At 72.9% G+C, this 19196-nt stretch carries 17 protein-coding genes; 11 read left to right on the top strand and 6 right to left on the bottom strand.

Annotation, left to right across the window (positions count from 1 at the left end; translation table 11 throughout):
- Positions 1-502: 502 nt before the first annotated feature.
- The 4 genes from WMF26_RS35875 to WMF26_RS35860 all read left to right on the top strand — a co-directional run bounded on the left by WMF26_RS35875 (position 503) and on the right by WMF26_RS35860 (position 4999).
- Positions 503-1726: a hypothetical protein gene (locus WMF26_RS35875; RefSeq protein WP_437996388.1), complete on the top strand. Its 1224-nt coding sequence runs from the start codon at positions 503-505 to the stop codon at positions 1724-1726.
- Entirely contained in the window at positions 1723-2478 is a 756-nt protein-coding gene (locus WMF26_RS35870) for a ferritin-like domain-containing protein (RefSeq protein WP_437996387.1), read from the top strand. The genes WMF26_RS35875 and WMF26_RS35870 overlap by 4 nt, the downstream gene beginning before the upstream one ends.
- A gap of 226 nt (positions 2479-2704) precedes the next feature.
- A complete protein-coding gene (locus tag WMF26_RS35865; RefSeq protein ID WP_437996386.1) occupies positions 2705-4027 on the top strand; it encodes an esterase/lipase family protein in 1323 nt (440 codons plus the stop codon).
- Positions 4028-4078: 51 nt separating this feature from the next.
- Entirely contained in the window at positions 4079-4999 is a 921-nt protein-coding gene (locus tag WMF26_RS35860; protein ID WP_437996385.1) for an undecaprenyl-diphosphate phosphatase, read from the top strand.
- On the opposite strand, the gene WMF26_RS35855 is transcribed toward WMF26_RS35860, so the two are convergent.
- On the bottom strand, positions 4981-5265 hold the full coding sequence (locus tag WMF26_RS35855) for a cupin domain-containing protein (protein WP_437950627.1): 285 nt from the start codon (positions 5263-5265) through the stop codon (positions 4981-4983). The two genes, WMF26_RS35860 and WMF26_RS35855, sit on opposite strands and share 19 nt — an antisense overlap.
- 566 nt (positions 5266-5831) lie before the next feature.
- Between WMF26_RS35855 and WMF26_RS35850 the strand changes: the two genes are divergently transcribed.
- The 3 genes from WMF26_RS35850 (at position 5832) to WMF26_RS35840 (ending at position 6871) form a co-directional block, all read left to right on the top strand.
- Positions 5832-6221 carry an RNA recognition motif domain-containing protein gene (locus tag WMF26_RS35850; protein WP_020739007.1) on the top strand — a complete coding sequence of 130 codons (390 nt, stop codon included), beginning with the start codon at positions 5832-5834 and terminating at the stop codon, positions 6219-6221.
- Between the two features lie 108 nt (positions 6222-6329).
- Positions 6330-6512, top strand: coding sequence for a hypothetical protein (locus WMF26_RS35845; RefSeq protein WP_061626015.1), 183 nt, complete (start codon positions 6330-6332; stop codon positions 6510-6512).
- Positions 6509-6871 carry a hypothetical protein gene (locus WMF26_RS35840; protein WP_061626016.1) on the top strand — a complete coding sequence of 121 codons (363 nt, stop codon included), beginning with the start codon at positions 6509-6511 and terminating at the stop codon, positions 6869-6871. Before WMF26_RS35845 ends, WMF26_RS35840 begins: the two co-directional genes overlap by 4 nt.
- 1289 nt (positions 6872-8160) lie before the next feature.
- On the opposite strand, the gene WMF26_RS35835 is transcribed toward WMF26_RS35840, so the two are convergent.
- Positions 8161-8520, bottom strand: coding sequence for a hypothetical protein (locus tag WMF26_RS35835; protein ID WP_020739002.1), 360 nt, complete (start codon positions 8518-8520; stop codon positions 8161-8163).
- A 556-nt stretch (positions 8521-9076) separates the two neighbouring features.
- Between WMF26_RS35835 and WMF26_RS35830 the strand changes: the two genes are divergently transcribed.
- The 4 genes from WMF26_RS35830 to WMF26_RS35815 all read left to right on the top strand — a co-directional run bounded on the left by WMF26_RS35830 (position 9077) and on the right by WMF26_RS35815 (position 15167).
- Positions 9077-10042 (top strand): DUF72 domain-containing protein, encoded by a 966-nt coding sequence (locus WMF26_RS35830; protein ID WP_437996384.1) that lies wholly within the window; start codon positions 9077-9079, stop codon positions 10040-10042.
- Positions 10043-10144: 102 nt separating this feature from the next.
- Entirely contained in the window at positions 10145-13435 is a 3291-nt protein-coding gene (locus WMF26_RS35825; RefSeq protein WP_437996383.1) for a hypothetical protein, read from the top strand.
- 68 nt (positions 13436-13503) lie between these two features.
- Positions 13504-14607 carry a deoxyhypusine synthase family protein gene (locus tag WMF26_RS35820; RefSeq protein ID WP_061628233.1) on the top strand — a complete coding sequence of 368 codons (1104 nt, stop codon included), beginning with the start codon at positions 13504-13506 and terminating at the stop codon, positions 14605-14607.
- Between the two features lie 14 nt (positions 14608-14621).
- Positions 14622-15167 (top strand): hypothetical protein, encoded by a 546-nt coding sequence (locus WMF26_RS35815; protein WP_437332751.1) that lies wholly within the window; start codon positions 14622-14624, stop codon positions 15165-15167.
- 13 nt (positions 15168-15180) lie between these two features.
- Here WMF26_RS35815 and WMF26_RS35810 read toward each other — a convergent pair whose 3' ends face one another.
- The 4 genes from WMF26_RS35810 to WMF26_RS35795 are packed head-to-tail and all read right to left on the bottom strand — an operon-like array spanning position 15181 to position 19177.
- Positions 15181-16341 carry a homogentisate 1,2-dioxygenase gene (locus tag WMF26_RS35810; protein WP_437996382.1) on the bottom strand — a complete coding sequence of 387 codons (1161 nt, stop codon included), beginning with the start codon at positions 16339-16341 and terminating at the stop codon, positions 15181-15183.
- On the bottom strand, positions 16341-17492 hold the full coding sequence (locus WMF26_RS35805; protein ID WP_437996381.1) for a 4-hydroxyphenylpyruvate dioxygenase family protein: 1152 nt from the start codon (positions 17490-17492) through the stop codon (positions 16341-16343). The genes WMF26_RS35810 and WMF26_RS35805 overlap by 1 nt, the downstream gene beginning before the upstream one ends.
- Before the next feature lie 39 nt (positions 17493-17531).
- Entirely contained in the window at positions 17532-18203 is a 672-nt protein-coding gene (gene maiA / locus WMF26_RS35800) for a maleylacetoacetate isomerase (RefSeq protein WP_437332748.1), read from the bottom strand.
- Positions 18200-19177 carry a fumarylacetoacetate hydrolase family protein gene (locus tag WMF26_RS35795; RefSeq protein ID WP_437996380.1) on the bottom strand — a complete coding sequence of 326 codons (978 nt, stop codon included), beginning with the start codon at positions 19175-19177 and terminating at the stop codon, positions 18200-18202. Before WMF26_RS35795 ends, maiA begins: the two co-directional genes overlap by 4 nt.
- Positions 19178-19196: the final 19 nt, after the last annotated feature.

Here is a 19196-nt window from a genome sequence, read left to right as displayed (position 1 = left end):
CTGCGTGAATTGGTGTATTTCAGGTAGCCCGGACGTCGAGCGTGCGACGTGAACGAACCGGAGCATCGCTGCTGTGGGCGCGATGCATGATAATTAACAATGCGCGATGTTCGAATCTTCACACGGGTGAATGATGATGAACAAGGGCGTGATGTTCGAATCTTCACACTGGCGCGCGCCGGGGGCCCCGCCGAGCCTGCCAGTCGCGCGCTCCGGGAGGCCCCGCCGAGCCTGCCAGTCGCGCGCCCCGGCGGGCGGCTGAGCCTGCCAGTCGCGCGGTCTCCGCGCGTCACGCGGGCGGCCTCGATCCTGCTCGGCGCCGCGGCGGTCTCGACCTCATCAAGACCAGCCCTGCGCGCGTCATGAGCGCCGGAGGCAGGTCGCGCGGGCGATTTTGCGACAGCTGTGACCAAGCGCCCCATCGCGGCCCCCGGCTGTCGTGGACAGGGCGGGCGTCCGCGTGGAGCGCCTCTTGCACACAGCCCCGGCACTGGAGGTCAAGGTGGCACTTGATTTGTTGAACGAGCCGGGAACACCGCTCGAAAAACAGCAGTTCGATTGGCGGGAGCTGGTCAGCATCCCGTCGAGCAAGCTGAACGATGACGCGTTCACCCGCGTCCGGATCATCTTGATGAACGGCATCGAGTCGGAGGCCGTGCGCTTCTCGCACGCCTGCGCTCGCATGAACGGCGCGCTCCAGCAGGAGCTCGCCCGCATCCGCCGGGTCGAGCATCACCAGCAGACGATGGTGAACTGGCTCCTCCCGGGGGACCTGTCGGTGCTCGAGACCACCATCGGGTTCGAGCAGGTGGCCATCGAGGTCACCGCGTCGGTCGCGATGAACGAGCCCGACGAGTACCTGGCCCAGGTCTATCGGTTCGGGATGCTCGAGGACTTCGATCACCTGTACCGCTACGCGGCGCTGATGGACCGGGTGCACGGCAAGGACGCGAACAACATCCTGCAGTGCTACACGGACATCTGCCCCGGCAGGCCCACGAGCGTCGAGCACCGTCACCCGGACGACGACCTGCGGGCCCCCTACGATCGGAGGACCGCGGCGCCGCTCTCCAAGCTGCACGCGCTCACGATCATGGCGTCCGAGCACCAGACGCACGACTACTACATGAACGTCGGCCCGACGTTCGCCGACCCCATGGCCCGGCAGCTCTACGCGGAGATCGCCTCCATCGAGGAGCAGCACGTCACGCAGTACGAGTCGATCATCGATCCCAACGAGAGCTGGCTCGAGAAGTGGCTCCTGCACGAGGCGACCGAGGTCTACAACTACTACAGCTGTGCGAAGTCCGAGTCGAACCCCAGGATCAAGGCCATCTGGGAGCGGTTCGTCGACTACGAGCTCGGGCAGCTGCACCACGTGCGCCGCCTCTTCGAGCGGATCGAGGGCAGGGACTCGGCGGAGGTCCTGCCGGCCAAGCTGCCCGATCCCATCGAGTTCCGGAGCCACCGCGAGTTCGTGCGCCGCGTCCTCCAGGGCGAGGTGCACCTGCGCGCGGTCGGCAAGAACATCGTGGATCCCATGCAGATCCCCGAGTCCCCGCAGACGCTCGCGTACCGCGAGCGGATCAACATGAATGGATCGCCGTCCGAGGCGGTGGCCGCGGGGTACGTGTGGGTCCCCGGGACGGAGCTCGCCGCGCAGGCGGTCCCCGGCAAGGAAGCGAACGGCAACGGCGCCAGGCTGTACCAAGTGAGGTCCGCATGAAGACCGAGACGACCGCGGGGATGAACCGCACCGGGATGGACATGTCTCCGATGGACTCGAAGGAGGTCATCGTCGGGGCGAGGATCATGCCGCCGAGCAGCGTGGGCGACGATTCGGCCATCGCCAACGTCGTCGCCCACTACGCGCGGCGGGAGGAGCGGGTCGGCACCATGCCTCCTCCGGGAACGCTCAAGGGCGCCGTGAAGTCGGCCCTCCAGCTGCTGAAGGGCGAGGCGCCGCTCGTCCTGCTCGACAAGCTCGGCGAGCGCCTCGCCTTCGAGCGGGCGGGGAGCCGGCTATGGAAAGGGGTGCTCGCGAAGTTCGACGCGCTCGGGTCGTTCGAGGGCGGGCCGATGCGCGCGGAGATCGAGCAGATCTACAGGGAGGAGGTCGAGCACTTCCTCCTGGTCGCTTCGGTGATCCGGATGCTGGGCGCCGATCCCACGGCCGAGACGCCGCTGGCCGACGTCCACGGGGTCGCCTCGTGCGGCCTGATCAAGGTCGTCACCGATCCGAGGACCAACCTGGCCGACGCGCTGGAGGCGATGTTGATCGCCGAGCTCACGGACAACGACGCGTGGGACGTGCTCATCGACATGTGCCAGGGCATGGGCGATGAGGTCCTGTCGCAGTTCCAGGCGGCGCGCGCCGCCGAGGCGCGGCACCTCACGGTGGTGCGCTCCTGGGTGAAGGCGTCGGTGCTCGCCCGGGCCCAGGGGGACCACGCGCCGAGCAGCAGGACGGCGAGCTGAGCCGCGCGGCGAGCGCAGACGCCTGACGGAGACCGGAGCGCCACGGGCGAGGGGACGGTCGGCTCTTGTAGGAGCCGGCTGGACCTTCGCCCGGGCGCATTTTTGTGGGCGAGCCGCGGCCCTGCGAGCGACGCACCGGCTCGACCAGAGCGCGCCCGATCCGCTAGGATGGCGTGCGCCGGCCCGCGATGGGGCCGCGCGCGACGGCGCTCTGGGGGTGCTCTTCATGCTGGAACAGCTTCGCTTGCAGCTCGGCGGTCGACACGAGGAGCCCAAGGTGGCTCCCGAGGTGACGGACGTCGTGATCCTCGTCCCCGGATTCCTCGGCTTCGATCACTTCGGCGGCTTCTTCTACTTCGCCGACCGCGTCTGCGGCGCGCTGCGCGGCGCGCTCGAGGTGAAGCTCGGCCGCCCCGGCCTCGTCCCGGTGATCCCTGTCACGTCGCGGCCCACCGCGTCCCTCGCCGAGTGCCAGGCTTCGTTGATCGTCTTTCTCAAAAAGGTCGTCCAGCAGTTCCCGAGCGCCAATCTCCACCTGGTCGGCCACAGCACCGGCGGCGTGCACGCCCAGCTGCTCACCAGCGCCCGGCCTCAGGGCAAGGACCGCTGGGACGACGAGGACCTCGATCCGGTGAGCGGGTGGCGTCCGAGGATCCGGTCGGTCGTCTCCCTCTGCGCGCCGCACTGGGGGACGTACCTCGCCCACTCCGACCTGGCGCGGCTGGTCGGCTCCGGCGTCGAGCCGGGGTCGGTGACGGCCATCCCGCCGCTCTTCAACCTGCTTCGCCTGACGGTGGTCGAATCGGCGCTCTCGGCGTTCGATCTCACCTTCGCGACGGTCACGGAGCTGTGGGGGTTCTTCCTCGACGTGGGCAACAACCGGAAGCTCATCGACGCCCTCACGCCGGAGAGCATGGCCGAGGTGCGGGACAGGGACAGGAGCGCCGGGCCGCGGCATCCGGCCCGCCTGCGGAGCTTCGTGACCGTGGCGAAGGCGAGCGACGACTCCGATCCTTTCTTCGTCGACCTCCACAAGCGGGCCGCGAACACGGCGTCCGGCGCGCCGAGCCGGATCGCGGCCGAGGCCATCAGGCGCCTCGAGGACGAGCTGCGGCTGCACGCGCAAGGGGGGCCGCCGCGGCCGTGCCGCGTCATCAAGTTCCCGGACAGCCCCGCTGGGCCGATCTCTCCGTCGAGCAACGATGGTGTCGTCAACACCGCCCACCAGCTCGTGGATCCGGGGTCGCCGGAGGAGCTCGCGGCGATCGTGGTCGCCGACCACGCCGACGTCATCGGGCACTACGACCGCTGGGAGCTGCGCGCCGCGCGCCCGGGCGAGGAGGTCCGCTGGTCGCGGTTCAAGCGCGGTCTCTTCCGCAGCGGCTCGCGGTTCCGGGACGAGCAGTTCTTCGAGCTGTACGCGGCCATCGCCGACGAGCTCCTCCCCGGGATGACGGCGGGCGCCGCGCGGTCGAGCGCGCCTCCAGCGGACCGCGCGGACCGCGCGCGGCCGGCCGCGCCGAGCGCCCCGCCGCCGGCGGAGGGCTGAGCCGCTCTCTCGATCACCACCCGCGGCCCGCGTGCGGCTAGACTCCGCGCAATGTTCTGGTTCGATGCCGTCCTGCTCGGGGTCCTCGAGGGCCTGACCGAGTTCCTCCCCGTCTCGTCCACCGGTCATCTCATCCTGCTCGGCGCGTGGCTCGGCCATGAGAGCGAGGCGGCGAAGACGCTCGACATCGTGATCCAGCTCGGCGCGGTGCTCGCCGTCGTCGTCTACTTCCGCGAGCGGCTCGCCGTCACCGTGCGCGGCATCTTCCGGCGCGATCCGGACAGCCTCCGCCTCGCGCTCGCCCTCGCGTTCGCCTTCTTCCCGGCCGCCCTCGTCGGCCTGCTCTTCCACAAGGCCATCAAGGCGCACCTCTTCGGCCCCGGCCCCGTCGCGGTCGCGCTCATCGCCGGCGGCTTCCTGATGATCGGCGTCGAGTCCGTCCGCCGGCGCAGGCCGGACCAGGGCGCGCCCCGCGTGGAGGACGTGACGCTGCAGCGCGCGCTCGCGATCGGCGTCGCCCAGTGCTTCTCGCTCTGGCCTGGCGCGTCGCGCTCGATGACCACCATCGTCGGCGGGCAGCTCTCCGGCCTCAGCACCGCCGCGGCCGCCGAGTTCTCGTTCCTCCTCGCCATCCCGACGCTCGGCGCCGCGACCGTGTTCGACCTCGCCAAGAACGGCCGCGCCCTCCTCGACGCGCCCGGCGGCGCCGCCGCGCTCGCCGTCGGCCTCGCCGTCTCGTTCGCGGTCGCCCTGCTCGTGATCGCGGTCTTCCTGCGCTACCTCAAGCGCTACGGCCTCGCGCCGTTCGGCTGGTACCGCATCGCGCTCGGCGCCGTCGTCCTGTGGCTCTGGGTCGCGAGCCGCACCGCGCCGGTCGACGCGGGCGCCGCGGCCGAGCCCGCGCCGCGCGGGGACGTCGCGGCCTCGGCGTGCGCGCTCGCCCGCGCCGGCGATCACCCGAGCCGCCCGTAGGCGTACAGCCAGCGGGCCGTCGTCGCCCCCCGGTTGCGGACGGTGTGCACGACGCCGGCCGGGATCTCGATCTCCTCGCCGATGCGCGGCACGAGCGTCTTGCCCGCGAGCGTGAGCTCGAGCTCGCCTTCGAGGACCATCAAGAGCTCGTCGTCGTCATGAACGAAGTCCTCCCATACGCGGCCGGGCGGATCGGTCCAGAGCCCGCCGTGGAAGCCGCGCGCGCGCCAGCGCTCCAACACTTCATCGCGAGTCGCCATGTCCATGCGCGCCAGTTTGCCCGAGGCGCAGGCGATCCTGCCCGCTTCTTCGACGTCGGATCCTCGTCGGGACGGACGGCGCTGGCGCGCGTTGGTTGGCGGAGCGACGGCGCCCGCGAGCGCGGCGGCGCTCCTGTGGGCGCGCGGAGCGGCTGGACGCGCGACCTCGTCAAAAACAGCAGAAACGGGCTCAACGACGGAAGCGACGGAAGAGCGACGGAAGGACGACGGAAGCGACGGAAGAGCGACGGAAGGACGACGGACGCGACGGAAGAACGGCGGACGCGGCGGAAGAACGGCGGAAGCGACGGAAGGCGCAACGGCCCGCTTGCGAAGGACGTCGCGTCGGGCTAGGATGCTTCTTCTCACGAACGTCCCTGGCCCTCGACACGACGCTTTCCCTCTTCCCTCTCGCGAGGGAGACTGCAGCTCGCTCGGACGACTGGACGACGCACCGTGTGACCGCGCGGGAGTTCCGCGCGGCACGTCTCCGTTCGATCCGTTACGGCTTCGTCGGATGGCAGGCCGAGAGCGCCTCATGGCGCATCAGAAAGCCGTAAAAGCAGGATGACATGGGAAATCGTCTCTACGTAGGAAATCTTTCGTTCAGCACCACCCGCGAGACGCTCGAGTCCGCGTTTGCCTCGGCCGGCGAGGTTCGCGAGATCGCGATGCCGACCGATCGTGAGACCGGGCAGCCGCGCGGCTTCGCGTTCGTGACCATGGGCTCTGTCCAGGCCGCGAACAGCGCGATCTCGCAGCTGAACGGCGCCCTCCTGGATGGCCGCCCGCTCAAGGTCAACGAGGCGCAGGAGCGCCCGGCGCGCGGTGGCGGCGGCGGCTTCGGTGGTGGTGGCGGTTACGGCGGCGGTGGTGGTGGCGGCTACGGCGGCGGTGGTGGCGGCTACGGCGGCGGTGGTGGCGGCCGCGGCGGCCGCGGCGGCGGTCGGGACCGGTACTGATCACCGGCGCGGCGCGGCGGAGCTCATGCTCCGCCGCGCTTGCGCTTTCAGAGCGCGCCCGAGGGCGCTGAAGAACGCGCCGGAGGGCGCCGAAAGGCCTGGTTCCGCATGCAGAAGCAGGGAGCATTGAAGCGGCAAAAGGAACGCGCACGGCAAGAGAAGCAGCGCGAGAAAGACGCGAACCGCGTCGCGCGCCGCAAGGAAAAGGGCCCCGGCAGCAACGGCGCACCGGGAGAGGATCCGGACATCGCGGGGATCATCCCGGGGCCTCAGCCCCCGGTCGTGGAGTGAAACGCGCCGCGCCCAGCCGGGGCGCCGAGGGCGCCCTGCCCGAGCCGGCGACCGATCCGGACAGCGCTGCGCGGCCGACCGAACGGCAGCAGTTCATCGAGCAGAGCGCGACCGCCGTGGGCCAGGCGTGGGCCGAGCGGTGGCGTCAAGACCTCCATCGCGAAGGCCGCCCCACCGCGGGCGGATGGCCCGGCACGCTGCGCGAAGCGCGGACTCAGGTGGAGATCGCCCTCCCGGGCGAGCTGCTGCGCCGCAAGATGCCCGCCATCACCGGCGTGGAGCGCGAGCTCGCCGCCCGGACCGCATACGCGAGCGCGCGGGACGAGTGGCGCAGACATCTCGAGCCCGAGGCGCCGTAGAGCGGCGGTCACCCGCTCCGGATACGGGCCCGTCGCGAGCGGCGGTCACCCGCACGGGAGACGGGTCTGGATCGGCGTTCCGACCGGCCCCCGTTCAGACCTGCGCGACCATCTAACCGGCTCCGTCGTCTCTCGAGCCCGATCGCTGGCGAGGCGGCCGGCGTGGCCGGGGCGCCGCGCGTGACCTCGCCCTGGGCCCGCTCTTCGCGGGGGGCCCGATTCAGCCGGGTACGGCGCGGTAGATCGCCTCTGTGCTGATGACATCGACCTCGCCCGCAGGGCCGACCTCGAGCGGGCATGGGAGTCGATCCCATCCGCCGTGACGTCGTCGAGCGTGGGCGTCGTCTCGGTCGCGGTGCCGTCCGTGCCGATACGGTAGATGGTCCCGACGAGATTGACCATCACACCGCCGGGCGGATTCGAAGGTGCGCGCGGCGGAGAGGTCTCCATGGTCGTGCGGTCCCGCGATACGAGGATTTGAGCGGGAACGCCACCATATCGAGGATGTAGAGGCGATTGTCCGGGCCCACATCCATGCTTGTCATCCCGGCATCGGCGTTTGGATCGACGTTACAAGCTCGCATCCCACCCGTGCCCGCCGAACGAGCCCCCATCGCGTAGAGCTCAGGTCGTGTCGAGAGATGGCGACAGGGGCAACCCCGGTGCGCTCAGGCGCGCAGCCGGAACACCCACGCTCCATCGCGCGCGCTCGCCCCGCTGCTTGCCGCCGGTCGGTCGAGGCGCGGCGTGCCGGAGCTCCCGGTGAGCCGTCGCAAGCGCGGTGCGCCGCCTGCTCCGGTGCTCTCAAGGCCGCTGCGCCCCGCGGTCTCGCCCCCCATCGACGCCCTCGTCGCGGAGCGACGCCTGATCGCGGCCACGGCCGTCGCTCGCGGTGTCGCCGCGAGGATCGCGAGGATGTGCTCCAGGACGTGCTCATCGCCGCCTGGAGAGCCGTCCAGGAGGGCAGATGCCGCCCCGATCCGCGGGCCGAGCGGCGCCGCGCGCTCCAGGGACTCAAGCCGGCCACGACCGCCCGCAGGCTGCAGGTCGCCCGAAGGGCGCTCGCCGACCGGAGCGCGCGGCGGCCCTGGCAATCCCCTGGCAATCCGGGCGCCGCCGCGGCGCCGGCCCCAGGTGCCCGCCATCTCCTGCGCGGGTGACCGCCTCGCTCGTTCCGTACGCTGCCGCGCGGCCCGACGTCCGGTCGAGCTCGCTCAAACGTCCTCGGTAGGCTTGATCCGTTCGCGACGTCCGAGGCGGCCTCAGGCGAGGACCGCCGTCCCCGGTCCCTACGCCTGGGGGCTCGACCGGTACGTGGCCGTGGCGACGTACCGGAGGACCCTGGAGCAGAACGCGCTGCCACAGCTGCCCCGACACACGCATTCGCCCTCGAAGCGCGCCGTGCGCGAAGCGAGGGCGCTCAGCACCTCCTGCGTCACGTCGTAGCCGCCGTTGTCGCAGGAAGAGTACGAGCACGGCATCTCGAACAGCGCTGCCGCGTGCTCGACGACGACGCGGCGGATGTACTGCGTGTCATTCTTGGCCGCGTCGGGCCTGGCCTCGCGGATCTCCAGGTTCAAGCTAGTCAGATCCGGCACCCTGTGAAGGAGCTTGCCGGCTGCCTGCTCCCGCTTCCCGCGGAGCAGCATGCGCTCCTCCCGCTCGATATTCCTGCGACGGTTCGCTGAGTACATCGACCACCTCTGTCACGCAGGAATGCACCAAGCCCCTGCCGTTATTCAGTATAGCGCACGGAGCGGGGCGGCGCATGCACAATCTGGGCTCTCCCGGAGCTCGGCGATCCCGTAGATTCAAGCGGCCCGGAGGAGAAGCGACGAAGGCCCCGGCGAGGGGGTGATGGTGGACCGCCTGCGCCGGATCGACATCCGCTGCTCGCGACGCCCGGAGCGCCCCAGAGCGCGTGAGAAAATTCCAATGTCGAGCGGAATGTGTCGAACGCGGCGAGCGGGCGTGAGCGTACGTGCGCAACACGTGCTCGACGGCAGCGCGATCTCCAGGAGATACGATGAGCGCCGCTGGCCGAATCTCCTGGAGAGCGCTTCCGTCGCCGAGAAAAGGCCTTACGTTGCCCTCGATATGCACGAAGCAGCCCTGCGCGACCCGCCGCGGTCGCCCTCAGAGGAGACTCCGCACCAGCACGAGGATCGGCTCGCGCGCGCCAGCGCTCTCGCGGGGTGCGCGCCTGTGCCCGCCCGCTGGGACAACGTCCTCGCCGGGACCGCCGGCTGGACCGACCCCACCCTGGTGAAGAGCCAGCGATTCTATCCGAAGGGCGCGTCGAGCCCGGAGCAACGGCTCAAGTTCTACGCGTCCCAGTTCCCCGTGGTCGAGGTCAACTCGACCTATTACGCCCTCCCCGCCACGGCGACGGTGGCACAGTGGATCCAGCGGACGGCGCCCGACTTCGTGTTCAACATGAAGGCGTTCGCGCCGCTCACCCACCACCCCGTGGAGCCCGTCCGCCTCCCCGCGGACGTCCAGCGCGCCCTGCCGCCGGCGCTCCTCGACAGGCGCCGTCTCTATCCCGGCGACCTGCCGGCCGAGGCGAGAGACGTGCTCTGGGACCGCTTCCGGCGAGCCGTCGAGCCGCTGCGGCAGGCGCGCAAGCTCGGGTACGTGCTCTTCCAGTTCCCGCCGTGGTTCACGGCGACGCGCGGCAACGTGAGGGTCATCGAGGACTGCCGCGCTCGTATGGAGGGGATCCCGCTCGCCGTCGAGCTCCGTCACGCGTCCTGGGGCGAGCCCGACCGGATCGAGCGCGTCGTGGACTTCCTGCGGGATCTCGAGGCCTTTTACGTCATCGTCGACGAGCCGCAGGGCAAGGAGAACAGCATGCCTCCCACCCCGCTCGTCGGCGATCCGCGCCTCGCCGTGGTGCGCTTTCACGGCCGCCGCGCGGAGACCTGGGGCGCCTCGGTGAGCGTGAACGAGAAGTTCAGGTACGTTTACGATCCCGCGGAGCTCGACCCCTGGGCCGAGACCGTCGCGCGGCTCTCCCAGGAGGCGGAGCGGGTCCACGCGATCTTCAACAACTGCGTGTCCGATTACGCCGTGCTCGGGGCCAGGGGGCTCATGGCCCTGCTCGCCCGAAGGGCCGAGTCGCTGGACCGCGAGCCGGCCCCGGAACACGCAGCCTCGACCGTCCACTGAGCCCCGGTCGCCCTCGCAGCGTCCGCGGACACCCCGCGTCCGGCGCCTCCTTCGGCGCTCGCGGCGTCGCCGCGGCCGCGGAACACGGTAGGCTCCGCCGCGATGATGCAGTCCAGAGCGGCGGGCGCCCCCCGCCTCGCAGCGCCTCCGCGCCGGTCGCGGCGCGCGGCCGCGCTCCTCGCGGCGCTCGCGCTCGCCCGCTGCGGGGGCGCGCCGCCCCGACCCGCGCCGCAGGAGGGCCGCGCGCCCGCGCCGGCGCACCCCGCGCCGCCGGCGCCGGAGCTCCTGCGCGCCCGCTGGGTCGACGCGAGCGGCGCGACCGCGGTCGGCCCCCGGGCCGCGGGCGGCACCATGGCCCTGCTCGGCGGCCGGCGCGTCCTCGTCGGGAGCGACGGCGCAGCGCGGCCGGAGACCGCCCCCTGCCCGGAGCCCCTGATCGAGCTCGCGCTCGTGCCGTCCGCCGCCGGCCCGCGGCTCGTGGGGCGCGGGGTCCACGGCGTCTACCGGTTCGACGATCCGCTCGGCGCGCCCGCCATCCTCGCCCGGTCCGAGACCGAGCTCCTTCGCATCGGCGGCGGGCCCGCCGTCGTCGCGGTGTGGGACGCCGCCTCGGATCTCCCGAGCTTCCTCGACATCGAGACCGGGCAGCCGCGCGCGCTGCCGGGCTTGCCCGCCCTGCCGCTCCGCGCCGTCGCGTTCCGGGACCTCCGGCAAGGCGCCGGGCTCTTCGAGGCGGCGGGGCTCGCGGTCACGGCCGACGGCGGCGCGTCGTGGCGCCCCGTGGGCCCGGCGCCGCCCGGCGACGGCCAGGGGACCGACCCCGCCGCCCTGCTTCACCTCTCCGGCCTGCGCCTGCGCGGCGACGCGCTGCTCGCGGTCGCGCAGGGCGCGGCGGCGCCGCCCGGGCAGCGCGAGGCGCGGATCCTTGTCGCCGAGGCGCGGCTCGCGCCGGCCGGCGACGCGCCCGAGCCCGGCGCGGACGCCCCGCTGCTCCGCTGGATCCGCGCGACCGGGCGCCACCCGCTCGAGGCCGCGATCGCGAGCGGCGCGGCGTGGGGGAGCGCCGCGATCACGGCGAGCCACGGCCTCCTCGCCCGCGTGGACCTCGCCTCGGGCGCGCTGCACGAGACCGCCAGCTTCGGCCGCGGCGACTGGTGGCTGAGCGCCTGCGGCGTCGGCCGCGCGGGGCGCTCGGCGTGGGTGGCCTGCGCGCTCGGGGAGGAGGGGGCGGACAGGCGCCACGATCCGTTCGGCGTGCTCCAGGTCGCGGCCGCCGGCGGCCCGCTCGGCCGCGAGCCCCCGGTCCTGCTGCGGAGCGGCGAGGCGGAGCTCCGGGTGTCGCCGAGCGGAGGCGCCATGCTGCTCGCGCCGTGCGACGCGGACGAGGAGGGCAGCGCGTGCGTGCGCCAGCCGAGCGGGGCGTGGATCACGGTCCGCCCGGGCACCGACATCCACTGGCGCGGCGCGGGGCCGCTCGCCGACGGCCGGATCGCAATCGTGCGCGGCCTCTGGGACAGCGACGTGGCGCCCCGCGAGGAGCCCGCCGCCGAGCCCGCGCCCCGCGGCGGACAGGGCCGCGAGGGCGCGCAGGGCCGCGAGGGCGCGCAGGGCCGCGAGGGCGCCGCGGCCGGGGCCCACGTCGCGGTGATCGACGCCCGCGGCCGGGAGGAGCCGCTGATCCCGCTCGGCTGGCTGCGCGGCGGGGGCGGCGACGTCCACGTGGTCAGCCCGATCGAGGAGGGGCACGACGGCGCCCTGTCGTTCGTGGTCGCCGACGAGTCCGGCGAGCTCACCGCCGCGGTCGTGCCCCGCGGCGGCGAGGCGTCGCGGGCTCGCCTGGCCGGCGCCGCGCACGCGCTGATCCACGGCGGCCGCGGCGTCGCGGTCGGGGAGGGGAAGGTGCTCGCGTCGACCGACGCCGGCCGCTCGTGGGCGCCCGTCGAGGCCCCGCCCCGCGCCCTGGAGGCCGCCGCCCAGCTCGGCGACCTGCTCGCGGAGCCCGGGGTGCTGGCCGTCAACGAGGTCGGCCTCAAGATCGACGCCTACCTCCGCGTCGGCTGGGGCCCGGCGCTGCCCGCGCCGGGGGCGCCCGCCGCCGGGCCGGCGCTCGACGCCGCGCCGCTCCTGCCGCACCGCCCGCCCCCGGCGCTCCCGGAGCGCGCGCTCGCCTGCACGGCGCAGCCGGGGCCGCCGCCCGCGCCGCCGGGCGTGCCGCCGCCGAGCAGCGCGCAGGAGGCGCTCGCGCTGCTCGCGGGCGGCGCGACGCCCGGGCCCGCGGGGCAGCGGCGCGCCTCGTCGGTGAGCGACCGGCGCTGGGGTCCGCTCTCCACCGTCGCCGTGCTCGAGGCGACCGCGCCCGACGGCGCGGCCGGGCGCGCCGGCCCGGGGCGGGGCGCCGCGGCGCCCCGCGCCTCGTGGACGTTGCGCTGGCTCGACCCCACCGAGCTCGGGGCCCGGGTTCGCTCGTGGACGGGCCCCGCGCCGGCGGGCGTCGGCCGGGACGCGATCCTGACGCGGTTCGCGGCGTCCGGCGACCGGATCGTCTTCGGCGTGCGCGCCTCGGGCCGCGACCTGCTCGTCCGGGCGAGGCCCGGCCGCGGCCCCGAGGTCGTCGAGGCGCCGCAGGAGCTGATGCCCGAGGCGGAGGTCACCTTCGGCGAGGCGCCGGACGGGCCGATCGCGTGGCTCCGCGGCACGTCGCTCATCGCGTGGCGATCCGGCGAGGCCCCGCGGCCGATCGCCTCGCTCGCGAGCCGCGGCGCGCGCGCGCTCGGGCAGCCGACGGCCGCCGGCGTGCCGCTGCTGCTCGGCTTCCGCGAGCTGACCCTCGGCCGCACGGTGCCGATCCCGCCCGCGGAGAAGGCCGCGCCGGGCGCGCCCGCGCAGCGAGGCGCGCGTGGAGCGCCTCCGGAGACGGCCGCGCCGGGCGCACCTCCGGAGGCCGCCACGCCGGCGAAGGCCCCGCCGCTCCTGCCGCTCGATGGCTGGGAGATCGCCCCGAACGTCCGCGCCGAGCTCACCCGTCTTCCGGCGTGCCCTGCGCGCCCGCGCGGCGACCGCTTCGTGCTGGACCGCGCGAGCGCCGCCGCGACCCTCGACGGCCGCGGCGCGATCGCGAGCACGGCTGTCTATGACGTCCGTGTGTCGGGGCGTGACGCCTGCGTGGCGAAGATCGCCGCGCTGATCGAGCCCGAGCGCCGGGCCGAGGCCCCGCCGAGCGCCCGCCCCGGCGCGGGCGAGATCGCGTATGTGCGCGCCGATCTCGCGGCCCAGCGCGCCGAAGGTGGCGAGCGCGGGATCGGCGAAGGCGCTGGCAGGCTCGGAGGAACGGCGCGCGGCGCCGTACGTGGAACCACGCGCCGCCTCGCGTGCTCCCTGCCCGTCCGGCCCTGAAGCGCCGCTGCCGCGGGGAGCTTCGTGCTCGACGCCCCACCCCTCGCGCGGCTATATGTTCGCGCGCTATGTCCTCTTCGAAACACCCGCGCTCCTCGCACCGCCATCTCGGCGATGGAGTTGAAGACAAGCTCGTCCCGCTCGAGGCGCTCGACCCGCTGAAGATCGGGTCGTTCGACGACCTGCTCCGCGCGATGAGCCGGACCGCCTTCAGCGGCCGTGCGCTCGGCGAGGCGTGCGACGTGCTCGAGACGATGGTGCGCGACGAGGACTGCCTCGTCGTGGCGACCTTCTCCGGCGCCATGACGGTGGCCAAGATGGGCGTCGTCATCGTCCGGATGATCGAGGCCGGGATGATCGACTGCATCATCAGCACCGGGGCGCTCATGGCGCACGGGCTGAGCGAGGCGGTCGGACTGACCCACTACAAGGCGAACCCGGCCATCTCGGACGAGGCGTACTTCGAGAAGGGGTACAACCGCGTCTACGACACGCTCGAGATGGAGAAGAACCTCAACGCCATCGAGGTCTTCGTCCGGAAGGAGCTCGACAAGCTGGACAGCGGGTCGCCCTGGTCGAGCGAGATCATCTGCCGCCAGCTCGGCAAGGCGCTGGCCGAGATGGGCGACTCGCCCGGCGTGCTCCGGAGCGCGTACCTCCGCAACGTGCCCGTCTACGTGCCGGCCTTCACCGACAGCGAGATGGGCCTCGACGTCGCGACGTGGATGCTGCGCAAGGTGAAGGCGCAGCACGGCGACAAGCCGGGCTTCGACGTGTGGCGCGAGGCGGTGCCGCCGCCGTACAACCCGTTCCTCGATCTCCTGAGCTACGCCCGCCTGGTCCGCACGAAGAAGCGCCTCGGCATCTTCACCATCGGCGGCGGTGTCCCGCGCAACTGGGCCCAGCAGGTCGCGCCGTTCTACGACATCGTGGGCGATCGCCTCGACATCGAGGTGGATCACCCGCGGTTCCAGTACGGCGTCCGCATCTGTCCCGAGCCGGTGCACTGGGGCGGCCTCTCCGGCTGCACCTACTCCGAGGGCGTGAGCTGGGGGAAGTTCACCGCGCCGCAGGAGGGCGGCCGGTTCGCCGAGGTGTACGCGGACGCCACGGTCGCCTGGCCGCTCCTCGTGCGCGCCCTCCTCGAGCGGCTCGGCAAGATGCCGAAATAAAGGAACGAGCCACCATGCGCGCCGCCATGCCCCGCCCGCCGCGCCTCCTCGAGGCGCTCCTCTCCCTGGCCGCCGCCGGCGGCGCGCTCCTCGCCGCCGGCTGCCCCTCGCAGGAGGAGCGCGTCTGCGATCTCATGTGCGACTGCAGCGGCTGCAGCGAGGCGCGGTACCGCGAGTGCGTCGACAAGACGGACGCCGCGAGGCAGGCCGCGGTGGAGGCGAGCTGCCCCGCCTTCCTCGACGAGTACCTGGCCTGCGTCGACGCGGAGGCCGAGTGCAAGGACGACGTGCTCTCCTACGACGGCTGCGTCGACCAGGAGCGGGACCTCCGCCAGTGCGGCGTCTTCGTCTTCCGCACCGTCTGCGAGCAGGCCAACGAGCGCCTCATGGGGTGCGGGCAGGGGGCCCCCTTCGGGAGCGGCCCCGAGGCGTGCCCCGAGGAGGTCGCGTGCAACGCCGAGTGCATCGTCCGCGTGTCCTGCGACGGGCTGAACGGGATCGACTTCGAGGAGGCCCAGCGCTTCAACGACTGCAACAGCAACTGCTTCCTGAAGCCCTGAGCGCCGGGCCCCATCACGGGCCTGCGATGAAGCTGTCCTGGTAGCCCGGGTCCTCCACCTCGAGCGCGGCCGGGGTGGCCGCGAGCGGGCGGGTCGTGTCGAGCATGACCGCGAGCTCGCTCGTCGCGCGGCTCCCGAGGCTCGCCTCGTACGCGCCGGGGTGCGGCCCGTGCGGGACGCCGGCCGGGTGGTGCGAGATGCTGCCGGGGCCGACGCCGCGGCGCGAGGTGAAGTTGCCGCGGCAGTAGAACAGGAACTCGTCGCAGTCGACGGACGAGTGCGGGTAGGGGCAGGGGATCGCCTCCGGGTGGAAGTCGACCGGGCGCGGCACGAAGCTGCAGACGAGGGCGCCCCGCGCCGCGAACGTCCCGTGCCAGTCCGGCGGCAGGTGGACGAGCCCGACGCGCGCCTGGAAGCGCTCGATCGGGAACGCGAACGGGTACACCGTCCCGTCCCAGCCGACGACGTCGAGCGGAGAGCGCTCGCAGGCGAAGCCGTGGAACGCCCCGCCGCGCTTCACGACGAGCGCGCGGATGCCCTCGTCGAGCGGGCCGACGAACGTGGGCCGCCGGAAATCGCGGTGGGAGTAGGGCGCGTCCATCCGCAGCTGGCCGACCTCGTTGCGCCACTGCCGCGGGAGGTGGACGTCCGCGGCCTGGATCGAGAGCCAGCGCTGGGGCGCGGCGTCCGGGAGGAAGCGGTGGAAGAGCCCCTTCGGGACGACGACGTAGTCGTCCTGCTCGAAGCGGAGATCGCCGAGCATCGTGCGCAGGACGCCGCCGCCTTGCGCGATGAAGAGCAGCTCGTCGGCGTCCGCGTTCGCGAAGTACACCGGATCGGCGGCGTCCGGCTGGGCGAGCCCGATCACCACGTCGTCGTTGAAGAGCAGCGGCACGCGGCAGTCGATCGCGGGCCCGCCCCTCCGCGGCAGGTCCTGCGACCGGTAGTGCCGCTTCGCGAGCGGGCGCGGCGGCGCGGCGACCGGCAGCGCGAAGCCGTGCTCGGCCCGCGCGAGCCGGTGCTCGTGCGGCCGGCGCTCGTGGTAGGCGATCGTGTAGGGGCCGTCGAAGCCCGCCCGCGTCAGGCACTCCTCGTAGCGGAGCTCCCCCGCCGCGCTCCGGAGGGCGATGTGGTGCTTCGGGGGGACGCTCCCGGCGACGACGCGATCGAGCATCAGCCGCGCCCCTCGGCCTTCTGCTGCCGCTCGATGCTCTCGAACAGCGCCCGGAAGTTGCCGGCGCCGAAGCCGCGGTCCCCCTTCCGCTGGATGAGCTCGAAGAAGAACGGGCCGGCGTCCGGATCGCGGTGCGTGCCGGACGACTCCTTGAGGAAGATCTGGAGCAGGTACGACCGCGCGCCGTCGCCGTCGACCAGCACCTCGAGCTCGCGCAGCGCCGCCACGTCCTCGTCGAGCCTCCCGACGCCGAGCCGCTGCAGGCGCTCGGGCAGGAGGTCGTAGTAGGCGGGCGGGGTCGGCATGAACTCCACGCCGCGCGCGCGCATCGCCCGCACGGCGGCGAGGATGTCGTCCACGGCGAGCGCCACGTGCTGCACCCCGTCGCCGCGGTGCTCCTCGTTGAAGACGTTGATCTGCGAGCTCTTGAAGTGCGGCCGGTAGGGCTCGTTGTTGGCGAACTTCACGCCCGAGCCCGGGTCCCACATCACGGCCGAGCGCAGGCCCGAGCCGTGGCCCGCGTCCTTCGCGACGTCGTTCGTGTGGAACGCGATCTGCCAGAACGGCTCGAGCCCGAGCACGTGCTCCATCCAGAGCAGGGCGGGCGCCATCGTCTGGAAGTTCGAGGTGATGTGATCGAACCGGGCGATCCCGAAGCGGTTCTCGCCGCCCTGGGGCGCGCCGTGGGCCACGCAGCCGGGGAACAGCGCGGGGTAGCCGTGCCGCTCCACGAAGCGGAAGGTGGTGTCCCCGAACGGCGTCGTGATCGAGAACGAGGCGAAGGTGCCCCCGCCCTCGGTCACCCGGTGGATCTCGTCGATCGGCGTGCCCCCGCGGCCGTCGAGCAGCCGGAAGGCGCGGTCCACGTCCTCCACCTCGAAGACGATCGTGCCCACCCCGTCGGGGTGCTTGCGCAGGTAGCGCCACGCCCGCCCGCCCTCGCCGATCGGCTGCGAGCAGACGATGGCGCACTCGCCGGCCTGGAAGACGACCGACCGCTGCGCCGCCGCCGCGTTCAGCTCCGGCGAGCTCGCGGCGGTCTCCTGGAAGTCGAGCTTCTCCGTGTAGAACCTGCGGCTCCGCTCCAGGTCGCGAACGTAGTAGTGCAGGGCCTCCACCCGCTTGATGCCGATCGACTCCACCTTGGCCATCTGGGTCCTCCGTCGCGAGGGGTGAACGCAGGGGGTGAGCTACGCGCCCGCGACGGCGTCGACCTGGCGGTCGGCGTGGGCCGCCTGGAAGGCGGGCAGCGCCATGCACGCCGCCTCGATCCGCGTGAGGGTCGAGAGCGGCGCGAGGTCGACGTCGTAACGTCGCGCATTGTAAAGCTGGGGCACGAGGAACACGTCCGCCACGGTGACCTGATCGCCGACGCAGAAGCGCCCGCAGAGCTCGCCCGCCGCCGCCTGGAACGCGGCGAGGCCCGACGCGATGAAGCGGCGCCCGAACGCCCGCTCGTCGCCGCCGAGCTCGTCCCGCACGTACTTCAGGGTGGCGGTGTTCTGCATCGGCTGCGTGCCGGAGTTGATCATCTCGGCGAGCTGCCGCGCCTTGGCGCGCAGGTACGGATCCGCGGGCAGGAGCGGCGGCGCGGGGAACAGCTCCTCGAGCAGCTCGATGATCGCCACCGACTGCGACACGCGCCGGACGGCGCCGCCCTGCTCGAACTCGAGCAGCGGCACCTGCGCCATCGGGTTCTTGGTCCGGTAGTCGTCGCGGAGCTGCTCGCCGCCGTCTCGGACGAGGTTCACCGGCCGGTACGCGTGCTCGATGCCCTTGTGGGCGAGGGCGATGCGCGCGCGCCAGCTGCACGAGCTGCGCCAGTAACCGTAGAGCGTGAGCCCCGTGAGCGCGACGCTCATCCGGCCACCACCCGCTGCGCGATGCGCCCGAACAGGCTCTCTCCCGAGCGATTCAGCATCTCGATCATGATCGTGTCTCCTGGCTTCATGAAAGGCGTCCTCGCCGCCCCGTGCGCGAGGATCTCGAGCATCCGCTTCTCCGCAAGGCACGACACGCCGCGCGCCGGATCCCGGTTCGAGACGGTGCCGCTGCCGAGCAGGGTCCCGGCCGTGAAGCTTCGGGTCCTGGCGATGTGCTCGATGAGGTCGAAGAACGAGAAGTGCATCTCCGGGCCGGCCTCGGGGTCGCCGACGAGCGCGCCGTTGTACGTGGAGCGCAGCCGCAGGTGGACGCGCCCGTCGCAAAACGCGTCGCCGAGCTCGTCCGGCGTGATCGCGAACGGGGAGAACGCCGTCGCCGGCTTCGAGCAGAAGAACCCGAAGCCCTTGGCGAGCTCGGCGGGCACGAGGTTGCGCAGCGTCACGTCGTTGGCCAGGAGGAACAGGCGGATGTGCCGGTGGGCCTCGTCGCGGCGCGCGCCCTGCGGGGTGTCGCCGAGGACGGCGCAGACCTCGGCCTCGAAATCGAGGCCCCAGGCCTCGTCGCGCAGGACGATGTCGTCGGTCGGCCCGAGGAGCACGCCGGAGCCGCCCTGATACACGAGCGGATCGGTCGTGAGCGTCTCCGGAGGCTCGGCGCCGCGCGCCTTGCGCACGAGCTCGATGTGGTGGATGTACGCCGACCCGTCGATCCACTCGTACGCGCGGGGCAAGGGCGCGGCGAGCTCTTCCAGGGCGAGCGGGGCCACGGCCGCGCCGCCGCGCTCGATGTCGTCGGCGATGCGGCGCAGCGCCGGCTCGGCGCGCTCCCAGTCGTCGAGCGCGGCCTGGAGCGTGGGAAAGGCGGCGCCGGCCGGCGCGTAGGCGAGGCCGTCGCGGCGGACGACGATGAGCGTGCCGTCGCGGCCGGGGCCGCGGAGAGAGGCGAGCTTCATGCGGGGGCGAGCTCCTGGT

It is taken from the genome of Sorangium sp. So ce185 (assembly GCF_051526825.1).
Taxonomy (GTDB): Bacteria; Myxococcota_A; Polyangia; order Polyangiales; family Polyangiaceae; genus Sorangium; species Sorangium cellulosum_D.
The sequence above is the reverse complement of the archived record's forward strand: the minus strand, read 5'-3'. Positions and strand labels throughout refer to the sequence as shown.